The sequence below is a fragment of the Spirillospora sp. NPDC046719 genome, assembly GCF_040645715.1.
In the GTDB taxonomy this organism is placed as follows: Bacteria; Actinomycetota; Actinomycetes; order Streptosporangiales; family Streptosporangiaceae; genus Spirillospora.
In genome coordinates this window covers 1-17635 of record NZ_JBEYYT010000180.1, presented here as the reverse complement: position 1 = coordinate 17635, position 17635 = coordinate 1, and the positions used below count along the sequence as shown (strand labels likewise).

Annotated in this window: 13 protein-coding genes; 10 read left to right on the top strand and 3 right to left on the bottom strand. The window is 74.3% G+C overall.

Annotated features, from left to right (window positions below; all coding sequences use genetic code 11):
• Window positions 1–87: 87 nt before the first annotated feature.
• Together ABZ914_RS27545 and ABZ914_RS27540 are read right to left on the bottom strand one after the other, a co-directional pair.
• On the bottom strand, window positions 88–2547 hold the full coding sequence (locus tag ABZ914_RS27545) for a M4 family metallopeptidase (RefSeq protein ID WP_500196751.1): 2460 nt from the start codon (window positions 2545–2547) through the stop codon (window positions 88–90).
• 257 nt (window positions 2548–2804) lie between these two features.
• On the bottom strand, window positions 2805–5663 hold the full coding sequence (locus ABZ914_RS27540; RefSeq protein WP_500196750.1) for an AAA family ATPase: 2859 nt from the start codon (window positions 5661–5663) through the stop codon (window positions 2805–2807).
• 438 nt (window positions 5664–6101) lie between these two features.
• On the opposite strand from ABZ914_RS27540, the gene ABZ914_RS27535 reads away from it, so the two are divergent.
• The 10 genes from ABZ914_RS27535 (at window position 6102) to ABZ914_RS27490 (ending at window position 16596) form a co-directional block, all read left to right on the top strand.
• A complete protein-coding gene (locus tag ABZ914_RS27535) occupies window positions 6102–7097 on the top strand; it encodes a Gfo/Idh/MocA family protein (RefSeq protein WP_500196749.1) in 996 nt (331 codons plus the stop codon).
• Entirely contained in the window at window positions 7094–8077 is a 984-nt protein-coding gene (locus ABZ914_RS27530) for an inorganic phosphate transporter (RefSeq protein WP_500196748.1), read from the top strand. Before ABZ914_RS27535 ends, ABZ914_RS27530 begins: the two co-directional genes overlap by 4 nt.
• Window positions 8074–8733, top strand: a complete 660-nt coding sequence (locus tag ABZ914_RS27525) for a DUF47 domain-containing protein (RefSeq protein ID WP_500196747.1) — start codon at window positions 8074–8076, stop codon at window positions 8731–8733. Before ABZ914_RS27530 ends, ABZ914_RS27525 begins: the two co-directional genes overlap by 4 nt.
• A gap of 123 nt (window positions 8734–8856) precedes the next feature.
• Complete coding sequence (locus ABZ914_RS27520; RefSeq protein WP_500196746.1) at window positions 8857–10053, top strand: ABC transporter substrate-binding protein; 1197 nt, start codon at window positions 8857–8859, stop codon at window positions 10051–10053.
• A 235-nt stretch (window positions 10054–10288) separates the two neighbouring features.
• Window positions 10289–12112 (top strand): ABC transporter permease, encoded by a 1824-nt coding sequence (locus ABZ914_RS27515; RefSeq protein WP_500196745.1) that lies wholly within the window; start codon window positions 10289–10291, stop codon window positions 12110–12112.
• A gap of 3 nt (window positions 12113–12115) precedes the next feature.
• A complete protein-coding gene (locus tag ABZ914_RS27510) occupies window positions 12116–13240 on the top strand; it encodes an ABC transporter ATP-binding protein (protein WP_500196744.1) in 1125 nt (374 codons plus the stop codon).
• Window positions 13237–14103: an HAD family hydrolase gene (locus ABZ914_RS27505; RefSeq protein WP_500196743.1), complete on the top strand. Its 867-nt coding sequence runs from the start codon at window positions 13237–13239 to the stop codon at window positions 14101–14103. The genes ABZ914_RS27510 and ABZ914_RS27505 overlap by 4 nt, the downstream gene beginning before the upstream one ends.
• Window positions 14100–14954, top strand: coding sequence for an inositol monophosphatase family protein (locus ABZ914_RS27500; RefSeq protein ID WP_500196742.1), 855 nt, complete (start codon window positions 14100–14102; stop codon window positions 14952–14954). Before ABZ914_RS27505 ends, ABZ914_RS27500 begins: the two co-directional genes overlap by 4 nt.
• Entirely contained in the window at window positions 14951–15793 is an 843-nt protein-coding gene (locus tag ABZ914_RS27495) for a Cof-type HAD-IIB family hydrolase (RefSeq protein ID WP_500196741.1), read from the top strand. Before ABZ914_RS27500 ends, ABZ914_RS27495 begins: the two co-directional genes overlap by 4 nt.
• On the top strand, window positions 15790–16596 hold the full coding sequence (locus tag ABZ914_RS27490) for an MBL fold metallo-hydrolase (RefSeq protein WP_500196740.1): 807 nt from the start codon (window positions 15790–15792) through the stop codon (window positions 16594–16596). Before ABZ914_RS27495 ends, ABZ914_RS27490 begins: the two co-directional genes overlap by 4 nt.
• Here ABZ914_RS27490 and ABZ914_RS27485 read toward each other — a convergent pair.
• Window positions 16586–17545, bottom strand: a complete 960-nt coding sequence (locus ABZ914_RS27485) for a LacI family DNA-binding transcriptional regulator (RefSeq protein ID WP_500196739.1) — start codon at window positions 17543–17545, stop codon at window positions 16586–16588. The genes ABZ914_RS27490 and ABZ914_RS27485 overlap by 11 nt on opposite strands.
• Window positions 17546–17635 lie beyond the last annotated feature (90 nt).

The window sequence follows — 17635 nt, the reverse complement described above, 5'->3', positions numbered from 1 at the left end:
TGCTGTTCATGGAATCTCCTTGCTCATGACTGTCGCCGGCCCCCCAGCGGTGGGGGCCGGCGACAGAGCGGGGTGAGGGAGGGGGCGTCAGCCGGCGTTCAGGGCCACGTCGTCAAGGACGAAGCTCGTCTGGAGGTAGGCGTCCTCCGTGCCGGAGAAGGAGAGCGTGACGGTCTGGCCCGCGTAGGCGGACAGGTCGATGCTCTTCTGCGCGTAGCCCGAGTTGGCGTCGAGGTTGGAGTAGGACGCGACGGTCGTGCCGTTGGCCTTGACGGTGAGCTTGTCGTAGGCCGTGCCGGGCGACTCGTCGGTGTCGACGTGCAGGTAGTAGGTGAGGGTGGCCTTGCAGTTCGCCGGGATCGTCACCGACTGCGTGGCCGAGTCCGTGTGGGACTGCCCGTAGCCGTCGAGCCAGGCGAAGTGGGTGCCGGAGTGGGCGGTCTCACCGCTGCCGTTGGCCGAGACGACCCCGGACGTGGTCGTCCACGGCGAGGTGCCGCTCTCGAACCCGCCGTTGGACACCTTGTTGCCGGGCGAGGAGCAGGTGCCGCCGCCGACCGGGTTGACCGTCCAGGTGAAGGTGGCCGTGCCGGTCTGGCCGGAGGTGTTCTTGGCGGTGACCGTGACGGTGCTGGTGCCCGCGGTGGTCGGGGTGCCGGAGATCACGCCGGTGCTCGCGTTGATCGTCAGCCCGGCCGGGAGCCCGGTCGCGCTGTAGGTCAGTGCCTGCCCGTTGGGGTCACTGGCCTTGATCTGCACGCTCACGGCCTGGCCGACGGTGCTGGTCTGGTCGCCGGGGCTGGTGACCGTGGGGCCGCCGCCCTGCCCGGGGCAGGTGCCCGGGACGGGGTCGCTGCCGGTGACGCTGACCGCCGCCCACGCGGCGTTGACGGTGTTGTACTCGGTGCAGTGGGTGCCGTACAGGTCGGCCGCGGCCTTCAGCGAGTCGGTGCGGGCCTGCGCGTAGTTCTCGTTGCTGTTGGCGTAGGACGCCAGGGCCTTGTACCAGATCTTGGCGGCCTTGTCGTTGCCGATGCCCGTGACCGTGGAGCTGTTGCAGGTCGGGCTGTTGCCGTAGCCGTGGTCCCCGCTGCCGACGGCGGCGAGGAAGAACCAGTGGGTGAGCGGGCCGAGCGAGTAGTGCGGGTCCAGGCTGCCGTTGTTGCTGCTGTAGCAGTTGGGCGAGTTGCCGTCGAGCGACGGGTTGTACATCCAGCGCAGCGGCTGGTTGTCGCCGTTGATGTTGATCAGCTCGCCCATGGTGTAGTCGGGCGTGTCGACCGGGTTGTTGGCGTAGAACTCCACCATCGTCCCGAAGATGTCGCTGGTGCCCTCGTTCATCCCACCGGTCTCGCCGTTCTCCTCCCAGCCGGTGAGGGCGCCGCTGACGCCGTGGCTCATCTCATGGCCGGCGACGTCGAGCTCGACGAGCGGCCGGGCGTTGCTCTGGCCGTCGCCGTAGGTCATCTGGGTGCCGTCCCAGAACGCGTTGACGTAGGCGTTGCCGTAGTGGGTGCGGGACGGGACGCCGCGGCCGTCGCCGAAGATGCCGCTGCGGCCCTGGACGTTCTTGTAGTAGTCGTAGGTCATCGCGGCGCCGTAGTGGGCGTCGACGCCGGCGGAGGCGGGGTCGCTGTTGGAGCCGTTGCCGAACGTGCCGGTGGTGTTGCTGAAGGTGGTGCCGGTGCCGGACGTGGCGTGGTTGAGGTTGGTGGTGTAGCCGTTGCCGTGGGACGGGTCCTTCATCGTCCACGTGCTGCCGGACTGCGTCAGGTCGATGTTGACCGTCCCGACGTAGATGCCGTGGCCGGAGCCGGTGGTCAGCGCCGTCCGCGGGGCCGCGGGGGCGGCGGGGGCGGCGGCGCGGACGCCGGCGGGAGCGATGGTGTCGATCTGGTCGCTGCTCTGGACGACGCGGCCCTTGCGGGCGTCGACCATGACGTGCAGCCGGCTCGGCGTCTGGTCGGCCTTGACGCCGGACACGACGGTCTCCCAGACCAGCGTGGCCGACCGGCCGTCCATCTTGATCGCCAGCTTGGGCGCCGAGACCGCCGAGACGGTGCCCTTGAGCTGCTGCCGGGCGAGCGCGGCGGCGTTCTGGGAGCTGATGGCGGGCGTGGTGCCGATGGCACCGGAGGTGGCGGACGCGGTCTCCAGCGTCCGGTAGGAGCCGTTGGGCTTGAGGTGGACGATGAGGTCGCCGCCGTAGACGGGGAGCCCCTTGTAGGTCCGGTCGAAGCGGACGTCGGCGGCGCCGTCGCGGCTGACGGCGACGGTGCGGACCTTGAACGCCTGGCCGCTCGCGCGGTGGGCGCGCGCGCCGTGGGCGTCGAGGGCCTTCCGCGCGTTCTTGACGGCCTTGTCGCGCGTGGACGGTGCGGGGTTCAGCGTGAAGTCGGCCTTGGAGAAGGCGTCCGGGCCGGCGGGCTGGGTCTTGGCCTTGGGGGTCGGCCGCGGGGTCGCCGCGGCCTGCGGTGCGACCGCGACGCCGGTGAGGGCGATCAGCGCGGCCGCCGATGAGGCGATCGCGATTGTCCGTTGGGACATGGGGGTGGTTGTCCTTTCACCACTGAAGCGGGTAATCCCGTGGTGACGGGGGGGGACGCGTCCGGAGGCCGCGGCATCCGCTCCCTTCTGTGCGCTTCCGACACTGTGTGATTCGGTTCAAGTCGGGCATCACGGACAAGCGCGAGTCTGTGGACACGTGAGCGTTTGCAGAAGCCTCACGGCGAAGGCGTAGGGATATCCCTATGCCTGCGGGCACGCCCTTCCGGCGAACCCCATGAGCTCAGCGAAAGCGCAGGTCAGCGGCCCGACACCGCGACCCGCGCGACGTCCACCCGGGAGCGGACGCCCAGCTTGCGGAACGTCCGGGTGAGGGCCGCCTCGACGGTCTTCACACTGAGGAAGAGCCGGGACGCGATCTCCCGGTTGGTCGCGCCCTCGGCGACCAGGACGGCCACCTCGCGCTCGATGTCGGTGAGGACGTCCAGCGGGTGGGGGCCCGCGCCCCGGCCGCCGGCCTCGCCGGCGCCGTGCCCGAGCCCGCCGCGCTCCGGCCCGCCGCGGGCGCCGTTGCCGGGACCGGCCTGCGCGGGGTCGCCGTGCCGGTGCCTGCCGTGCTCGATGTCCCGCAGCTCGTCCTGGACGCGCTCCAGCCAGGGCCGGGCCTGCGCACGGGCGAAGATGGTCCGGGCGCGCAGCAGGTCGGCGCGTCCCGCCTCCGCGTCTCCCGTGTGCGCGCGGAACGCGCCCAGCTCCAGCCAGGCACGTCCCTCCTCCAGCCGGTACGGGAGCGCCTGCGACAGCTCGACCGCGCGGACGAGCCCGTCCAGCGCGCCGTCGCGGTCGCCCTCCGCCGCGCGGACCAGCGCGGACGAGCGCTCCAGCACCGCCAGGACGCTGCGCCGCCCGAGCCGCGTCGCCTGCGCCCTCGCCTCGGACAGCACGTCCGCCGCGTCCTTCGTGCGGCCGACGGCGACGAGGGCGTCGGCGAGGTCGGCGTGCCAGCGGCGGACCGCCGGGTCCCCGAGCCCCTGCGACGTCTCCATCAGCCGGACCCGCTCCAGGATCCGCACCGCGGCGGCGGCGTCGCCGAGCCGCAGCCGCACCTGGGCCTCGGCGTGCAGCGCGCGCGGCAGGAACAGCAGGTCGCCGTCGCTCTCGCTGTGCTGGAGCGCCTGCTCCGCCGCCGTCAGCGCCCGTTCGAGGTCGCCGCCCGCCGCCTCCGCGAGCGCCAGCGCGTACCAGGACGGCCCCTGGCTCAGCCCGGAGTCCTCCGCGAGGTCCAGGCTCTGCCGGGCGAGGCTCAGCGCCTGCCGGCAGCGGCCCCGGTGGATCTCCACCTGGCTCATGCAGAACTGGCTCAGGCACAGGCTCTCGACGACGCCGCGCTGGCGGACGCCGTAGATCAGCGTGCGCAGCTCGTTGCGGGCCTCCTGCAGCCGGTCGTGCAGCAGGTGGTGCCGGTGCTTGAGGTAGATGGGCCCGTTGTGGTGCCACATGACCTGCGGCTCCTGCGGGTCGGCGAGCGCCCGGCGCAGCGTCCGCTCGCCCTCCGGGCGGCCGAGGAAGAACTCGATGTTCGCCTGCTTGGTCAGCGCGAGCAGCTCCGTCGCCCGGTCCCCCGCGACGGCGGCCAGCTCGGCGGAGCGGCGCGCGTGCTGGAGCGCCGCCTCCGCCGAGCCCAGCACCATCCAGGCCCGCCAGCTCAGCCGGTAGTGCAGCGGCGCGAGCAGCTCCGGCTCGCCCCGCGCGTCCTCCATCGCGCGCGGGAACACCTCCTCCACCTCGGCCAGCGCCTGGCCGGAGGAGTCCATCACGACCATCCAGGCGCGCACCCGGTCGCGGGGCAGCGCGGACGCCTCCAGCACCAGGTGCGCCAGCCGCCGCGCCAGCGGGTAGTCGCCCGCCGCGACGGCGTCCTCCGCCGCGCGCAGCCGCCGGCCGACCTCGGCGTCCCGCTCGGACTCGGGGGTGTGGTCGGCGGCCAGCTCGCCGAGGTGCGCCGCCGTCGACAGGCCGCCGCGGCGGCGCGCCACGGCGGCGGCGTCCTCCAGCGTCCCGGCGATGCGCCGATCCCTCCCCGATGTCAGCTTCGCCATGTGCAGGGCCCGTTCCACCGGGTCGCGGACGGCCTGCGCCAGCGACGCGTGCACCGCCTTCCGGTCGCCGGCCTCCGCCTCGGCGTAGATGACTGCGGACAGCAGCGGATGGGTGAACCGGATCTGGCCGCCGGCGTCCACGTCCACGATGCCCTGCCGCTCGGCCTCTGCGAGGTCCGCGCCGCCGGCCCGGCGCAGCAGCTCGACCGACGGGCGGCTCGCCGCGCTCGCCATCAGCAGCGTCTCGCGGGTGGCGCGGGGCAGCGCGCCCACCCGCTTCTGGATCAGCACCGACAGGCTCTGCGGGATCGGCAGGGCGCCGGACGGCGGGCCGCCGTCCTCCAGCGCGCCGCTCTCCACCGCGCTGCGCGCCAGCTCCACGGCAAAGAACGGGTTGCCGCCGCTCACCCGGTGGATGCGGGCCACCTGCGACCGTGGCCAGTACCGGCCGAACCGGTCCGCCAGCAGCGCCGCCAGCTCCGCCGCCGACATCGGCGGCACCTTCACCGTCAGCACCGGCTTCGGGCACAGCCCGGCCGCGTCCCGCCACTGCCCGCCGGACCGCCGCGGGTCGCCGAACGACGCCCGGACGGAGGCGACCATCCGCAGCGGCGGCGCCAGCCGCCCGGCCCGCCGGGCGACGAACGCGAGCAGCTCGCCGGTCGGCTGGTCCAGCCACTGCGCGTCGTCGACGAGGACGAGCCCGGGCCGGTCGGCGCAGAGCATCCGCAGCGTGTGCAGCACGCCGAGCCGCAGGCTCAGCAGGTCGCGCTCGCCGATCGGGACGTCGTGCAGCAGCAGCGCGGACCGCAGGGCGCGCCGCTCCGGCTCGGGCAGCCGGTCGACGACCTCGTCGGCGCCCTGCGCGACCAGGTCGATGAGGCCGAGGAACGGCAGGTGGCGCTCGGTCTCGGCGGGGCAGCACGCGAAGACCCGGTGCCCGGCCGCGGCGTACTCGTCGGCGAGGGTGGACACGAGCGTGGACTTGCCGATCCCGGTGGGGCCGACGAGCAGCGCGCCGCCGCCCCCGGCCAGATGGGCGCGCACGTCGGCCAGCACGCTCTCCCTGCTCGGCGCGGGAGCGCCGCGGACGCGCTGAAGCCGTTCCCCGTCTGTTGCCGGAGGACGCGCAGGTGGGACGATGCCCCTCGCGTCTCCGCCGGCCGGCCGGATCGCATGCCTCATCGCGTGGCCTCCGCACCGCCTGGGTCGGCGTGTGAACCCGTCGCGGACGGTAACCCGCTCCGCAACCGCAGTCAAGATCCCGGTGGCGGCCCGGCCGGGGCGCCGCCCGCGGCCTCGGCGAACGGCCCGCGCCGCGTCCATGACGTCACGTCAGTACGTCCATATGTAAGAACAAAGTATTGACTGACTCCCCGCCTGCGGATACAAATGTGCCCCAAGCCACACAGATGACGAGAAGGTGAACAGAGGGTGAACACTCTCTGAACTCCGGATGACGCGTCATCCCCTCGACCGGGCCATTGGAGGCACACCATGCGGGTCGGACTGTTGGGCGCGGGACGGATCGGGGCGTGGCACGCCCGGTTCCTGAGCGGTCATCCGGCGGTCGCGGAGCTGGTGATCGGCGACGCCGACCCGCGCCGGGCCGAGGCCCTCGCCGGCCCGCTCGGCGCCCGCGCCGCCGACCCCGGCGCGGTGCTCGCCGCCCGCCCGGACGCGGTGCTCATCGCGACGCCCACCTCGACCCACGCCGACCTGCTCGTCCGGGCCTGCGAGGCCGGCGTGCCGGCGTTCTGCGAGAAGCCCGTCGCCCCCGACCTGCGCACCACCCTGGAGGTGCGCGACCGCGTCGCCAAGACCGGGGTGCCGGTGCACATCGGCTTCCAGCGCCGCTTCGACGCCGGGTACGCCGCCGCCCGCCAGGCGGTGCTGGACGGCCGGCTCGGCGACCTGCACCGCGTGCACCTCGTCACCGCCGACCCGGCGCCGCCGCCCGCCGAGTACGTCCGCACGTCCGGCGGCATCTTCCGGGACTGCCACATCCACGACTTCGACATCCTGCGCTGGGTCACCGGCCGCGAGGTCGAGTCGGTGACGGCGGTCGGCGCCAACCGCGGCGACGGCTACTTCGCGGACGCCCGGGACGTCGACACCAGCGCCGCCGTCCTGGTGCTGGACGACGGGACGATCGCGACGATGCAGGGCTCCCGCTACAACGGCGCGGGCTACGACGTCCGGATGGAGCTGTCCGGCACCGCCGGGACGTGGGTGGTCGGGCTGGACGAGCGGGCCGCGCTGCGGTCGGCCGAGCCGGGCGTCGACTGGCCGTCCGGGGACGCGTGGACCAACTTCTGGGACCGGTTCGAGCCCGCCTACGCGAGCGAGATTGGAACGTTCCTAGACATGGCGCGGGGCCACGCGGACAGCCCGTGCACCGTCGACGAGGCCCTGGAGGCGCTGCTCATCGCCGAGGCCGCCACGGTGTCGCTGCACGAGGAACGCCGCGTCCGGACCGCGGAGCTGCGATGATCTGGGCCATCGCGTTCGGCGCCGTCGCCCTCGCCTTCGTCTGGGTGACCGGCGTCAACGACGGCGGCGCGCTGCTCGGGCTGAGCGGCCGCTACCCCCGCTCGCCCGCGCCGCTGCTGATGCTGCTCGTCCTGCTGCCGCTGGTGCTCGTCCCGCAGCTCGTCGGCACCGCCGTCGCGCGGACCTTCACCGAGCGGCTCGCCGACCTCGGCGCCCCCCACGGCGCGGTCGCGTTCCTGCTCGGCGTGACCGTAGCGCTCGGCGTCGTCGGGCTCCTGTCCCGCAAGGGGCTGCCGACCAGCCTGACCCTCGCGATCCTCGGCGGCATCGGCGGCGCCTGCCTCGGCATGGGCCTGCGCGTGTCGTGGGACGGCCTCGCCACCGTCCTGCTCATCGGGGCGGCGGCGCCGCTCGTCGGGACCGCCGTCGGCTACGGCCTCGGGCTCGCGTCGCGGCGCGTCCCGTCCTTCACCGGCATGCCGCGGGCCGTCCGCACCGCCCACGTCCTCGCCTACGGCGCGCAGTGCGCCGCCTACGCCGCCAACGACGGGCAGAAGATGCTCGCCGTCGTCAGCGTCGCCCGCCAGGTCGTGACGACCCGGCGGCTCGGCGCCGTCGGTCCCGTCCAGCCCGCCCCGCTGATGCTGCTGCTGATCGCCGTCGTGTTCTGCGCCGGCGCGCTCAGCGCCGTGCACCGCGTCGGGGAGCGGCTCGGCCGCGGCCTCGTCCTCGCCCGCCCGCTGCACGTCGTGTCCACCGAGGCGGCGGCCGCGGCGTCGGTGACGGCCAGCTCGCTCGCCGGCGCGCCGGTCAGCATGACCCAGTCGGTGACCGCCGGGGTCGTCGGCGTCGCCGCCAGCGAGGGCGCGTCCCGGGTGCGCTGGCAGAACGTCCTCGGCATCGGCGCGGCCTGGCTGTTCACGCTGCCGCTGGCGTTCGCCGCCGGCGCCGCCGGCGGCCTCGCCGCGAGGGCGCTGTGAGCGCCGCGGTGCGGCCCGCGCGCCGCTTCCGGCTCGTCTGGGACGACCTGCGCGGCCGCTCCGGGACGCGGGTGATCGACCAGGTCGGCCGGCAGATCCGCGCCGTCCGCGACGGCGCCGAGCTGGCCCGCGCCATGGCCGCCGGGCGGACCCCGCCCGCCGACGCCCGCGCCCGGATGGCCGAGATCGAGCACGCCGGCGACGCCGAGCGCGCCGCGCTCGCCGCGATGCTGCGCGGCGTCCTCGCCACCCCCATCGACCGGGAGGACCTCTACCGGCTGTCCCGGTCCGTCGACGACGTCCTGGACAACCTCCGCGACTTCGTCCGGGAGGCCGACCTGTTCGGCCCGCCGGACCTCGACTTCACCCTCGCACCGCTGGACGCCGTCCTCGACGGGCTGACCGCCCTCGACGGCGCCGTCCGGAAGGTCCTCGCCGAGCCCGCCGCCGTCACCCTCGCGGCGCTGGGCGCGCGCAAGGCCCGCAACCGCGTCCGGGAGACCCGGCAGGCCGAGCTGGCCCGCCTGTTCGCCGGACCGCTCGGCACCGACGTCCTGCGCGGCCGGGAGCTGCTCGCCCGGCTCGACGCGGTCGGCCGCCGCCTCGGCGAGGCGGCGGACGCCCTGTCCGACGCGATGTTGAAACGCAGTCACTGATGCCGACGCAGCCGATCGGGGGGCGTGGGGGGTCGTCCCCCCTCGAACGGCACTGACCCCGCTGTCACCCGCATGAGAGCCGCAGGTCGGGGGCCCGCGGATGCACACGAGGAGAGAACCCACATGATCCGCACCATTCCCACCGGGCGCCGCGCCCGGGCCGGTGCCGCGGCGGCCGCCGCCGTCGCCACCGCGCTGCTCGGCGCCTGCGCGCCCTCGACCAGCGGCCAGGCCGGCGAGGAGGGGACGCCGCTGCCGTCGGTGACCGTGCAGGACGCCGCGTCGTTCGATCTGGACGACCTCGTCGCCGCCGCCAAGAAGGAGGGCAGCGTGCTCGCCTACGACGGCAGCGGCGACGTCAAGGACATGGCGGAGGCGTTCACCAAGAAGTACGGCATCAAGGCCGAGGGCGTGAAGTCCAAGGCCGCCGACACCGCCGAGAAGATGACCCGCGAGGCGCAGGCGAAGAACGTCACGATCGACGTGAACCTGTTCGAGGACGGCCCGATGCTCGTCGGCCAGCTCCTCCCGCAGAAGATCGTCCAGACGTGGATCCCGCCGGACCTCGCGCCGCACATCGGCGAGGCCAACCGCAACCCGCTGATGATGATCTCCAAGGCGTACGTGTTCGTCTACAACACCAAGCTCAGCCCGCAGGGCTGCCCGGTGAAGAACATCTGGGACCTCACCGACCCCAAGTGGAAGGGCAAGGTGATGCTGCAGGACCCGCTGGGCAAGGAGGTCTTCACCCAGTGGTTCACGCAGATGGCCAAGCAGGGCGGCGACAAGCTCACCGCCGCCTACGCGCAGCTCGGCAAGGGCCAGCTCAAGCTGACCGAGGACGATCCGGCGCACGAGTGGGTGAAGCGGTTCGCGCAGAACTCGCCGGTGCTCACCACCGAGGACGAGGACGTCGCCTCCGGCGTCGCCGCCCCCAACCAGACCGAGCAGCGCATCGGCCTGTTCTCCATCGCGAAGTTCCGCGACGTGGAGGAGAAGGGCTACCAGATGAAGGTCTGCGAGGGCCTGAACCCGTGGGCCGGCTTCGCCTACCCGAAGTTCGCCACCATCGCCACCGGCTCCAAGCACCCGAACGCCGCCAAGCTGTTCGTCCACTTCGCCATGGAGAAGGAGGGCTTCGACCTGGAGGCCCACGCGGGCGGGGTGTCCGGTAACGACGCGGTCGGCGTCAGCAAGAACAACCCGCCCGGGCTGACCGACTGGAACGGCCAGCTCTACCGGTTCTCGTCGAGCCAGCTCATCGCCGACTTCCGCGCCCGCCAGGACATCAAGGACTTCTGGCGTCTCAACCACCACTGATCCCCCGTCCGGGGGGGGGGCGGGGCGGGCCCCCCCGGCCCCCCCACCCCCCGGGTACCCGACCAGCGGGGGGGCGCCGCCCCCCCCCCCGCCCCGGCCCCCCGCCCCCCCCCCCCCCCACGGCGGCCCCCGCCGCCAACAACCCTTCTTCGGGGCACAACCCCCCCACTTCGCCCCTGCGGGGGGGCCGGCCGGGGCGCCCCCCCGCTCCCCTCTCACCCCGGAGGAACCTTCCATGGCGGTCGCCGCCTCCGCACCGCCGGCGTCACGTGGCCGGCGCGTGCTGTACCGGGCCCGCGTACTGCTGCGCGATCCCACCGTCCTGCTCGGCATGGTGATGACCCTCGTCCTGCTGTACCTGGTCATCGCGCCGCTGGTGTCGGTGATCTCCGACGCGGGCCGCGTCCAGTACGGGGACGAGGCCCGCTCCGGCCAGGCCCCCGGCTCCTGGACGAGCTACTACCTGTGGCGGGTGTTCCGCTCGCCCGTCAGCAAGCTGCTGTTCTGGGAACCGCTGTGGCACACGCTGTTCGTCGCCGTCGGCGTCATCGTGTTCGCGCTCGTCGTCGGCGGCTCCATGGCGTGGCTGGTGACGCGCACGAACGTGCCGGGCCGCAAGTTCCTGGCCGCCGCGCTCGTCGTGCCGTACATGCTGCCGTCCTGGACGTTCGCGCTCGCGTGGCTGACGCTGTTCAAGAACGAGCGGTCCGGCGGGCAGGTCGGCTACCTGCAGGGCGCCGGCATCCACACCCCCGGCTGGCTCGCCTACGGGCCGCTGCCGATCATCGTGACGCTGGGACTGCACTACTACCCGTTCGTCCTGCTGCTGTTCGGGAACGCGCTGCGCCGCATCGACTCGCAGCTGGAGGACTCGGCGCGGATCCTCGGCGCCGGCGGCCGGACGGTCCTGCGCCGCGTCACGCTGCCGCTGATGATGCCGGCGCTGTCGTCGGCGGTGCTGCTGGTGCTCGGCCGCGTCCTCGGCACGTTCGGCACCCCGTACATCCTCGGGCTGCCCAGCGACTACAACGTGCTGTCGACGAGCCTCTACCACGCGATCCGCGACCGCAGCACCGGCGTCGCGTCGACGCTCGCGGGCGTCATCGTCCTGGTCGGCGTGCTGGTCGTGCTCGTCGACACCCGGCTCGTCCGCGAGCAGCGCCGGTTCGTCACCGTAGGCGGCAAGGGCGCCATGGACCGGCGCAGCGACCTGCGCGCCTGGCGCTGGCCCGCCTTCTCCCTCGGCATGGCGGTCTTCGCCGCGAGCGTCGTCATCCCGGTGCTGACGCTGCTGCTGTCCACGGTCACCAAGACGCCCGGCGTGTTCAGCGCGGACAACTTCACGCTCAAGTACTGGTTCGGCAGCGACATCCCCGGCGCGGTCGGGTTCCCGCACGGGGTGCTGCGCGGCACCGAACTGTGGGAGGCCGCCTGGAACAGCCTCCGCATCGTCGGCCTGGCGTCCCTGGTCTGCGGCCTGCTCGGCCTGCTCATCGGGTACGTGGTCGTGCGCGGCGACGGCAGCCGGGTCGCGACGTTCCTGCGGCAGGTGTCGTTCCTGCCCTACCTCGTGCCCGGCATCGCGTTCGCCGCCGCCTGCCTGTCGCTGTTCGCGGTGCGGCGCGGGCCGGTCCCCGCCCTGTACGGGACGATCACGCTGCTCGTCGTCGTCCTGGTCATCACGCACCTGCCGTACTCGTCCCGGTCGGGGATCGCGGCGATGATGCAGCTCGGCCGGGAACCGGAGGAGGCCGCGCAGATCAGCGGCGCGCGGTGGCCGACCCGGATGCTGCGGATCATCATCCCGATCCAGCGCGGCGCCCTCGTCACCGGCGTGGTGCTGCCGTTCATCTCCGGCCTGAAGGAGCTCAGCATCGTGATCATGCTGACCACCTCGGGCACCCAGCTGCTGACCACGCTGTCGATCGGGCTCGTCGACTACGGCTACACCCAGCTCGCCAACGGCGTCGTGCTCGTCATCGCGCTGGTCTCGTTCACCATGACCTACCTGGCCCAGCGGCTCACCAAGAGCAGCCTGGCCTCGGGCATCGGAGGTTGATCAATGCCGACCATCACGCTCAGCGGAGTGGTCAAGAACTACGTCAGCGGTCACGCGGCGGTGAAGGACCTCGACCTCACCATCCCCGACGGCTCGTTCACCTGCCTGCTCGGGCCGTCCGGCTGCGGGAAGACGACCACGCTGCGCATGATCGCCGGGCTGGAGCAGCCGACCCGCGGTGAGATCACCGTCGGCGACCGGGTGCTCGACTCGGTGGAGCGCGGCGTCTACGTCCCGCCGGAGAAGCGCGACATGGGGCTCGTCTTCCAGAACTACGCCCTCTGGCCGCACCTGACCGTGCGCGGGAACACCGAGTTCGGGCTGCGGATGCGCAAGGTCCCGGCGGAGCGGCGCAAGGCCCGCGCGATGGAGGCGCTGGAGAAGGTCCAGGTGGCCGAATGCGCGGACCGCTACCCGTCGCAGCTGTCCGGCGGGCAGCAGCAGCGCGTCGCGCTCGCCCGGATGCTCGCGGTCGACCCCGACGTCCTGCTGCTGGACGAGCCGCTGTCGAACCTGGACGCGCGGCTCCGCCTGGAGATGCGCACCGAGCTGAAGCGCATCCACGACGAGACCGGCGCGACCGTCGTGTTCGTCACCCACGACCAGATGGAGGCCATGACGATGGCCACCCACATCGCCGTCATGTGCGGCGGCGAGCTCCAGCAGGTCGCGCCGCCGATGGAGATGTACGAGCGGCCCGCGAACCGGTTCGTCGCCGAGTTCGTCGGCAGCCCGCCGATGAACATGGTGCCCGCCGAGCAGGCGGGGCTCGCCTCGTCGCTCCAGCGGTTCGCGGAGAAGCGCGGCGACTTCGGCGCGGTCGGCTGCTTCGGCGTCCGTCCCGAGGCGCTGCGGCTCGCCCCGCGGGGCGGCGCCGTGCCGGACACCGCCTGGTCGGAGGACGCCGTCGTCGAGACCGTCCTGCCGACCGGCCCGAGCTGGACGGTCGAGCTGCGCGTGCACGACACCCGGATGTTCGCGATCACGCACGAGGACCCGGGCGCGGGGCCGGGCGACGCGCTGCGCTGCTGGGCGCGTCCCGAGCACCTGCACCTGTTCGGCGAGGACGGCGTCCGGTCGGCCGCCTGGGACGAGGCCGTCACCCCGGTCCGCGAGGGCGCCAAGTGAGCGACGAGAACGTGACCACCGGCCCCGTGAACGGCACGAACGGCACGAACGGCGCGGGCGAGAGGCCGCACCGGCTCTCCGGGCGGGCGATGCGCCGGCCGCGGGCGCTGCTGCTGGACTTCGGCGGCGTGCTCGTCGAGACGTCCCGCAGGCCCGGCTGGTCGGCGGCGCTCGCCAAGGAGGTGCACGCGCTGCTGTCCCGCGCCGGCTGCCACGACCTCGACGCCGCCGCCGTCGAGACCGACATCAAGGCGGGCGCCGCCGCCGACAAGTGCTGGAAGGACGCGATGTCGCGGCCCTACGCGCCGGCGGAGATGACCCACACCGGGTTCTGGGGCGACTACGTCGCCGCGGACTGGCCGGCCGCCGCGCGGCAGCTCGTCGTCGCGCACGCGACCCCGCTGTGCAAGCGGATGGGAGAGCTGCGGCAGGACCGCCGCACCCGCCCCGGCATCCCCGAGCTGCTGGACGGCGCCGCCGCGCTCGGCGTCCCCTGCGGGATCGTCAGCAACGCCCTCTCCGGGGCCGTGCACCGCGACTACACCGAGGCGACGGGCCTCGCCGGGAAGCTGGCCATCGAGGTCTACAGCGACGAGGCCGGCGTCCGGAAGCCCAACCCGGAGATGATCTGGATCGCCACGCGCGCGCTCGGCGTCGAGCCCGAGGACGCCTGGTACGTCGGCGACAACTTCGACCGGGACGTGGTGTGCGGGCACCGCGCCGGCGTCGGCGGCAACGTGCTGATGGTCGCCAAGGGCACCTACGACGTCCCGTACGAGGTCCGCTACCGGCCCGACGCCGTCGTGGATGACGGCCACGGGCTGCTGGACCTGCTCACCACCGCTGCCGAAGGAGACGCATGAACAGCAAGAGCATCGGCGTGCCCGAGTCGAGGGAGCTGGCGCGGATCGCCGAGATCGCGGCGCGCGCGACCGGCGACCGGCTGCGCGGCGCGTTCCGCTCGCGTCCGGAGGTCGCGGTCAAGCGCGACTTCCACGACCCGGTCACCGAGCACGACCGGGCCGCCGAGGAGACGATCCGCGAGGTGCTCGCCGAGCACACGCCCGGCAGCGTCGTCGTCGGCGAGGAGGGCGGCACGCGCGGCGACGGCGAGGGCTCGCCCGCCGGCGCGGTCCGCTGGTACGTCGACCCGATCGACGGGACCGCGAACTTCGCCGCCGGCCTGCCGTTCTTCTGCACCTCGATCGCGGCGGTCGCGGGCGGCGAGGTCGTCGCCGGCGTCGTGTACGACCCGGTCCGCGACGACATGTTCACCGCCTCGCTCGACGGCGCGACCTGCAACGGCGAGCCGATCCGCTCCGCCGGCGCGGCCGAGGACCGGACCGGCGTGATCGTCACCGGCTACCCGAACGCCCGCGAGCTGAAGCGGGCGGGCGACGCGGCGCTGCGCAACTACGCGAGGCTCATCGAGTCGTTCGCCACCGTCCGGCGGCCGGGCAGCGCGGCGCTGTGCCTCGCGCACGTCGCGGCGGGCTGGTCGGACGCGGCGTACGGCACGTCCGTCAACGCGTGGGACGTGTCGGCCGGGCTGCTGCTGGTCCGCCGGGCCGGCGGGACGTACCTGCCGCTCGGCGGGGAGCCGGGCGGGGACGACTGGGACGCGCCCGGCTACGTCGCGTGCGTCGGCGGGTTCGACCTCGCCGGGTCCGTGCTGTCGGAGATCGCCGGCCTCGCCCCGGCGGGCCGCCCGTGAGCGCCACCGGCGTGCGGACCGCCGAGTGGATCGTCACGGACCTGGACGGCACGCTCGTCGGCCGCGACCTGCGGATCGTCGAGGCGAACCTGGCCGCGCTGCGCCGCTTCACCGGCGCGGGCGGCAGCGTGGTCGTCGCGACGGGGCGCAGCGAGGAGTCCGCGCTGCCGTACTACCGGGAGCTGGGCCTCGCGACCCCGGCGATCCTCTACAACGGCGCGCGGATCGTGGACCTGAGCACGGGCGCGGTGCTGTACCGGCGGTGCCTGAGCGCGGCGGCGTGGGCGCGGCTGACCCTGCTGTTCGACGAGATGCCGGACGGGGTGTGGCCGGTCGCGTTCAGCGGCGGCCGCGCCCACGTCCGCTCCGCCGACGCCGCGCCGTCCGCGGCGCTGGCCGAGTACGCGCGCCGCGACCGCATCACCCTCGCGCGGGTCGGCTCGTGGGGCGAGCTGCCCTTCGACGAGATCATCAAGGTGATGCTGATCTGCGACCGGCCCGGCCTGGTCGGCGCGGCGGAGACGGCCCTCGCCGGGTTCGCCGCCGACCCCGGGACCGGCGTCACCCTCGTCCGGTCGGAGGCGACGTACCTGGAGGTGCTGCCGGCGGGCGCGACCAAGGGCACCGCGCTGCGCGAGCTGGCGGCGCTGCGCGGCGTGCCGATGGACCGGATCGCGGCCATCGGCGACAACCCCAACGACCTGGACATGATCCAGGCCGCCGGGCTCGGCGCGGCCGTGGGCGACGGCGATCCCGGCGTCCGCGCCGCCGCGGACGTCGTGGTCGCCGACTGCGCGGCGGGCGCCGTCGCCGACCTGGTCGCCCGGGTCATGCCGTGATCCTGACCGTCGTCGGCTGCGCGGGCACCGTCCCGGGGCCGGACGCCGCGTGCTCCTGCTACCTGCTGGAGCACGCGGGGTACCGGCTGCTGCTGGACCTCGGCACCGGGGCGCTCGGCCCGCTGCAGCGCTACACCGACCCGTGCGCCGTCGACGCCGTCGTGATCAGCCATCCGCACCGCGACCACTACTCGGACCTGATCCCGCTCGCCTACCTGCGGGACCGGCGCGGCGGGGCGAAGCGGCTGCCCGTCACCGCGCCCGCCGGGACGGCGGCGCACGTGGTGAACCCGGCGGCGCCGCCCGCGTACGCGGGGGCGCTCGACTGGCGCACCCCGCCCGCCGAGCCGCGCCCGTTCGGGCCGCTCACCGTCGTGACGGCGCCCGTCGTCCACTCGGTGCCGGGCGTCGCGGTGCGGGTGTCGACGGGCGGCGCGTCGGCGGGCGGGGGCTCGGCGGGCGGGGGCTCGGCGGGCGGGGGCTCGGGAGGCGGGGGCTCGGCGGGCGGGGCGAGCCTCACCTACTCGGGCGACTCCGGCGAGTGCGACGAACTGCTCGACCTCGCGCGGGGCACGGACGTGCTGCTCTGCGAGGCGGCGGCGTCGGTGCGGACGCCCGGCGCCTCCGAGACGCACCTGACGCCCGTCCAGGCGGCCGGGCTGGCGCGGGAGGCGGGCGCGGGGCATCTCGTCCTCACGCACCTGCGGCCGTGGGCCGACCCGCTCGACGCGCTGCGCGACGCCCGGAAGGTCTACGCCGGGCCGATCTCGCTCGCCGTGCCGGGGCTGCGCGTCATGGTGTGAGCGCCCCGGTCGTGGCACGTTCGGTCAGGACGGGAGGGACGGTGACGCGCCGTCCCTCCCCCGCCGCGCCGCCACCGCCACCACTGACGCCGCCGTCGATCCGGTCGAGCAGCGCGGCCATGGCCAGCCGCCCCAGCTCGGCGGCCGGGGCCGCGACCGTGGTCACGCCAGCGGCGGCCGCGCCCGGGGCGTCGCCGTGCACGATCAGCGACACCTCCCCCGGCACGTCCAGCCCGGCACGGTAGAGGCTGTTCAGCGCGGCCGTCCCGGTGACATCGCCGAGCGCGAGGACGGCCGTCGGCGCCCCGGGCGAGCGCCACCGGAGATCCCCGACGGCGGTGAGCCCGGCCTCGCCCACGGCGGCCTCGAACGCCTTCTCCAGGCGCGAGCGGCCGACGTTCAGGCAGGCGATGCGGCGGTGCCCGAGCTCCGCCAGGCGCGTCACGGCGAGCCGCACGGCCGCCGCGTCGTCCCCCGTCACGCAGTCGACGCCGGCCGACCGCAGCGGGCGCCCCGCCACCGCCACCGGACATCCGGCGGCGGCCCGCTCGATCTCGGCCGCCGCGATCCTCGGGCTCGCGAGGACCAGCCCGTCCAGCCGCAGGTCGAGCAGCTCGCCGAGCGCGGCCCGCTCGCGCGCCGGACGCCCGCCGCCGCTCGCCAGCAGCAGCCGGACGCCCCGCCGCGCCGCCTCGTCCGCGAGCCCGTCGTGGACGGACGCGAACGACGGATCGTGCAGGTCGGCGGCCAGCACCCCGGCCATCCCGGTGCGCCCGGCGGCCAGGCCGCGCGCCATCACGTTCGGCCGGTAGCCCAGCTCGTCCGCCGCCTTCAGCACGGCCTCGCGGCGCTCCTTGCCGACCTTGGGCGAGCCGCGCATCACCAGCGACACCAGCGCCCGGGACACCCCCGCCCGCGCGGCGACGTCTTCCAAGGTCGGATGGGACATCAACGCTCCTCCACTCACGAGGCTGCCCCCGATCCAACCAGCCCCCGGCCCCTCACGCCGACCGGCGGCGGGCCGCCGTCACGAAGGCGC

What these genes read in the sequence shown, in the direction of transcription:
- ABZ914_RS27510 (WP_500196744.1), top strand. Translation starts at nt 12,116, where the DNA reads ATGCCGACCATCACGCTCAGCGGAGTGGTCAAGAACTACGTCAGCGGT.
- ABZ914_RS27500 (WP_500196742.1), top strand. Translation starts at nt 14,100, where the DNA reads ATGAACAGCAAGAGCATCGGCGTGCCCGAGTCGAGGGAGCTGGCGCGG.
- ABZ914_RS27545 (WP_500196751.1), bottom strand. Translation starts at nt 2,547, where the DNA reads ATGTCCCAACGGACAATCGCGATCGCCTCATCGGCGGCCGCGCTGATC.
- ABZ914_RS27535 (WP_500196749.1), top strand. Translation starts at nt 6,102, where the DNA reads ATGCGGGTCGGACTGTTGGGCGCGGGACGGATCGGGGCGTGGCACGCC.
- ABZ914_RS27530 (WP_500196748.1), top strand. Translation starts at nt 7,094, where the DNA reads ATGATCTGGGCCATCGCGTTCGGCGCCGTCGCCCTCGCCTTCGTCTGG.
- ABZ914_RS27520 (WP_500196746.1), top strand. Translation starts at nt 8,857, where the DNA reads ATGATCCGCACCATTCCCACCGGGCGCCGCGCCCGGGCCGGTGCCGCG.
- ABZ914_RS27515 (WP_500196745.1), top strand. Translation starts at nt 10,289, where the DNA reads ATGGCGGTCGCCGCCTCCGCACCGCCGGCGTCACGTGGCCGGCGCGTG.
- ABZ914_RS27485 (WP_500196739.1), bottom strand. Translation starts at nt 17,545, where the DNA reads ATGTCCCATCCGACCTTGGAAGACGTCGCCGCGCGGGCGGGGGTGTCC.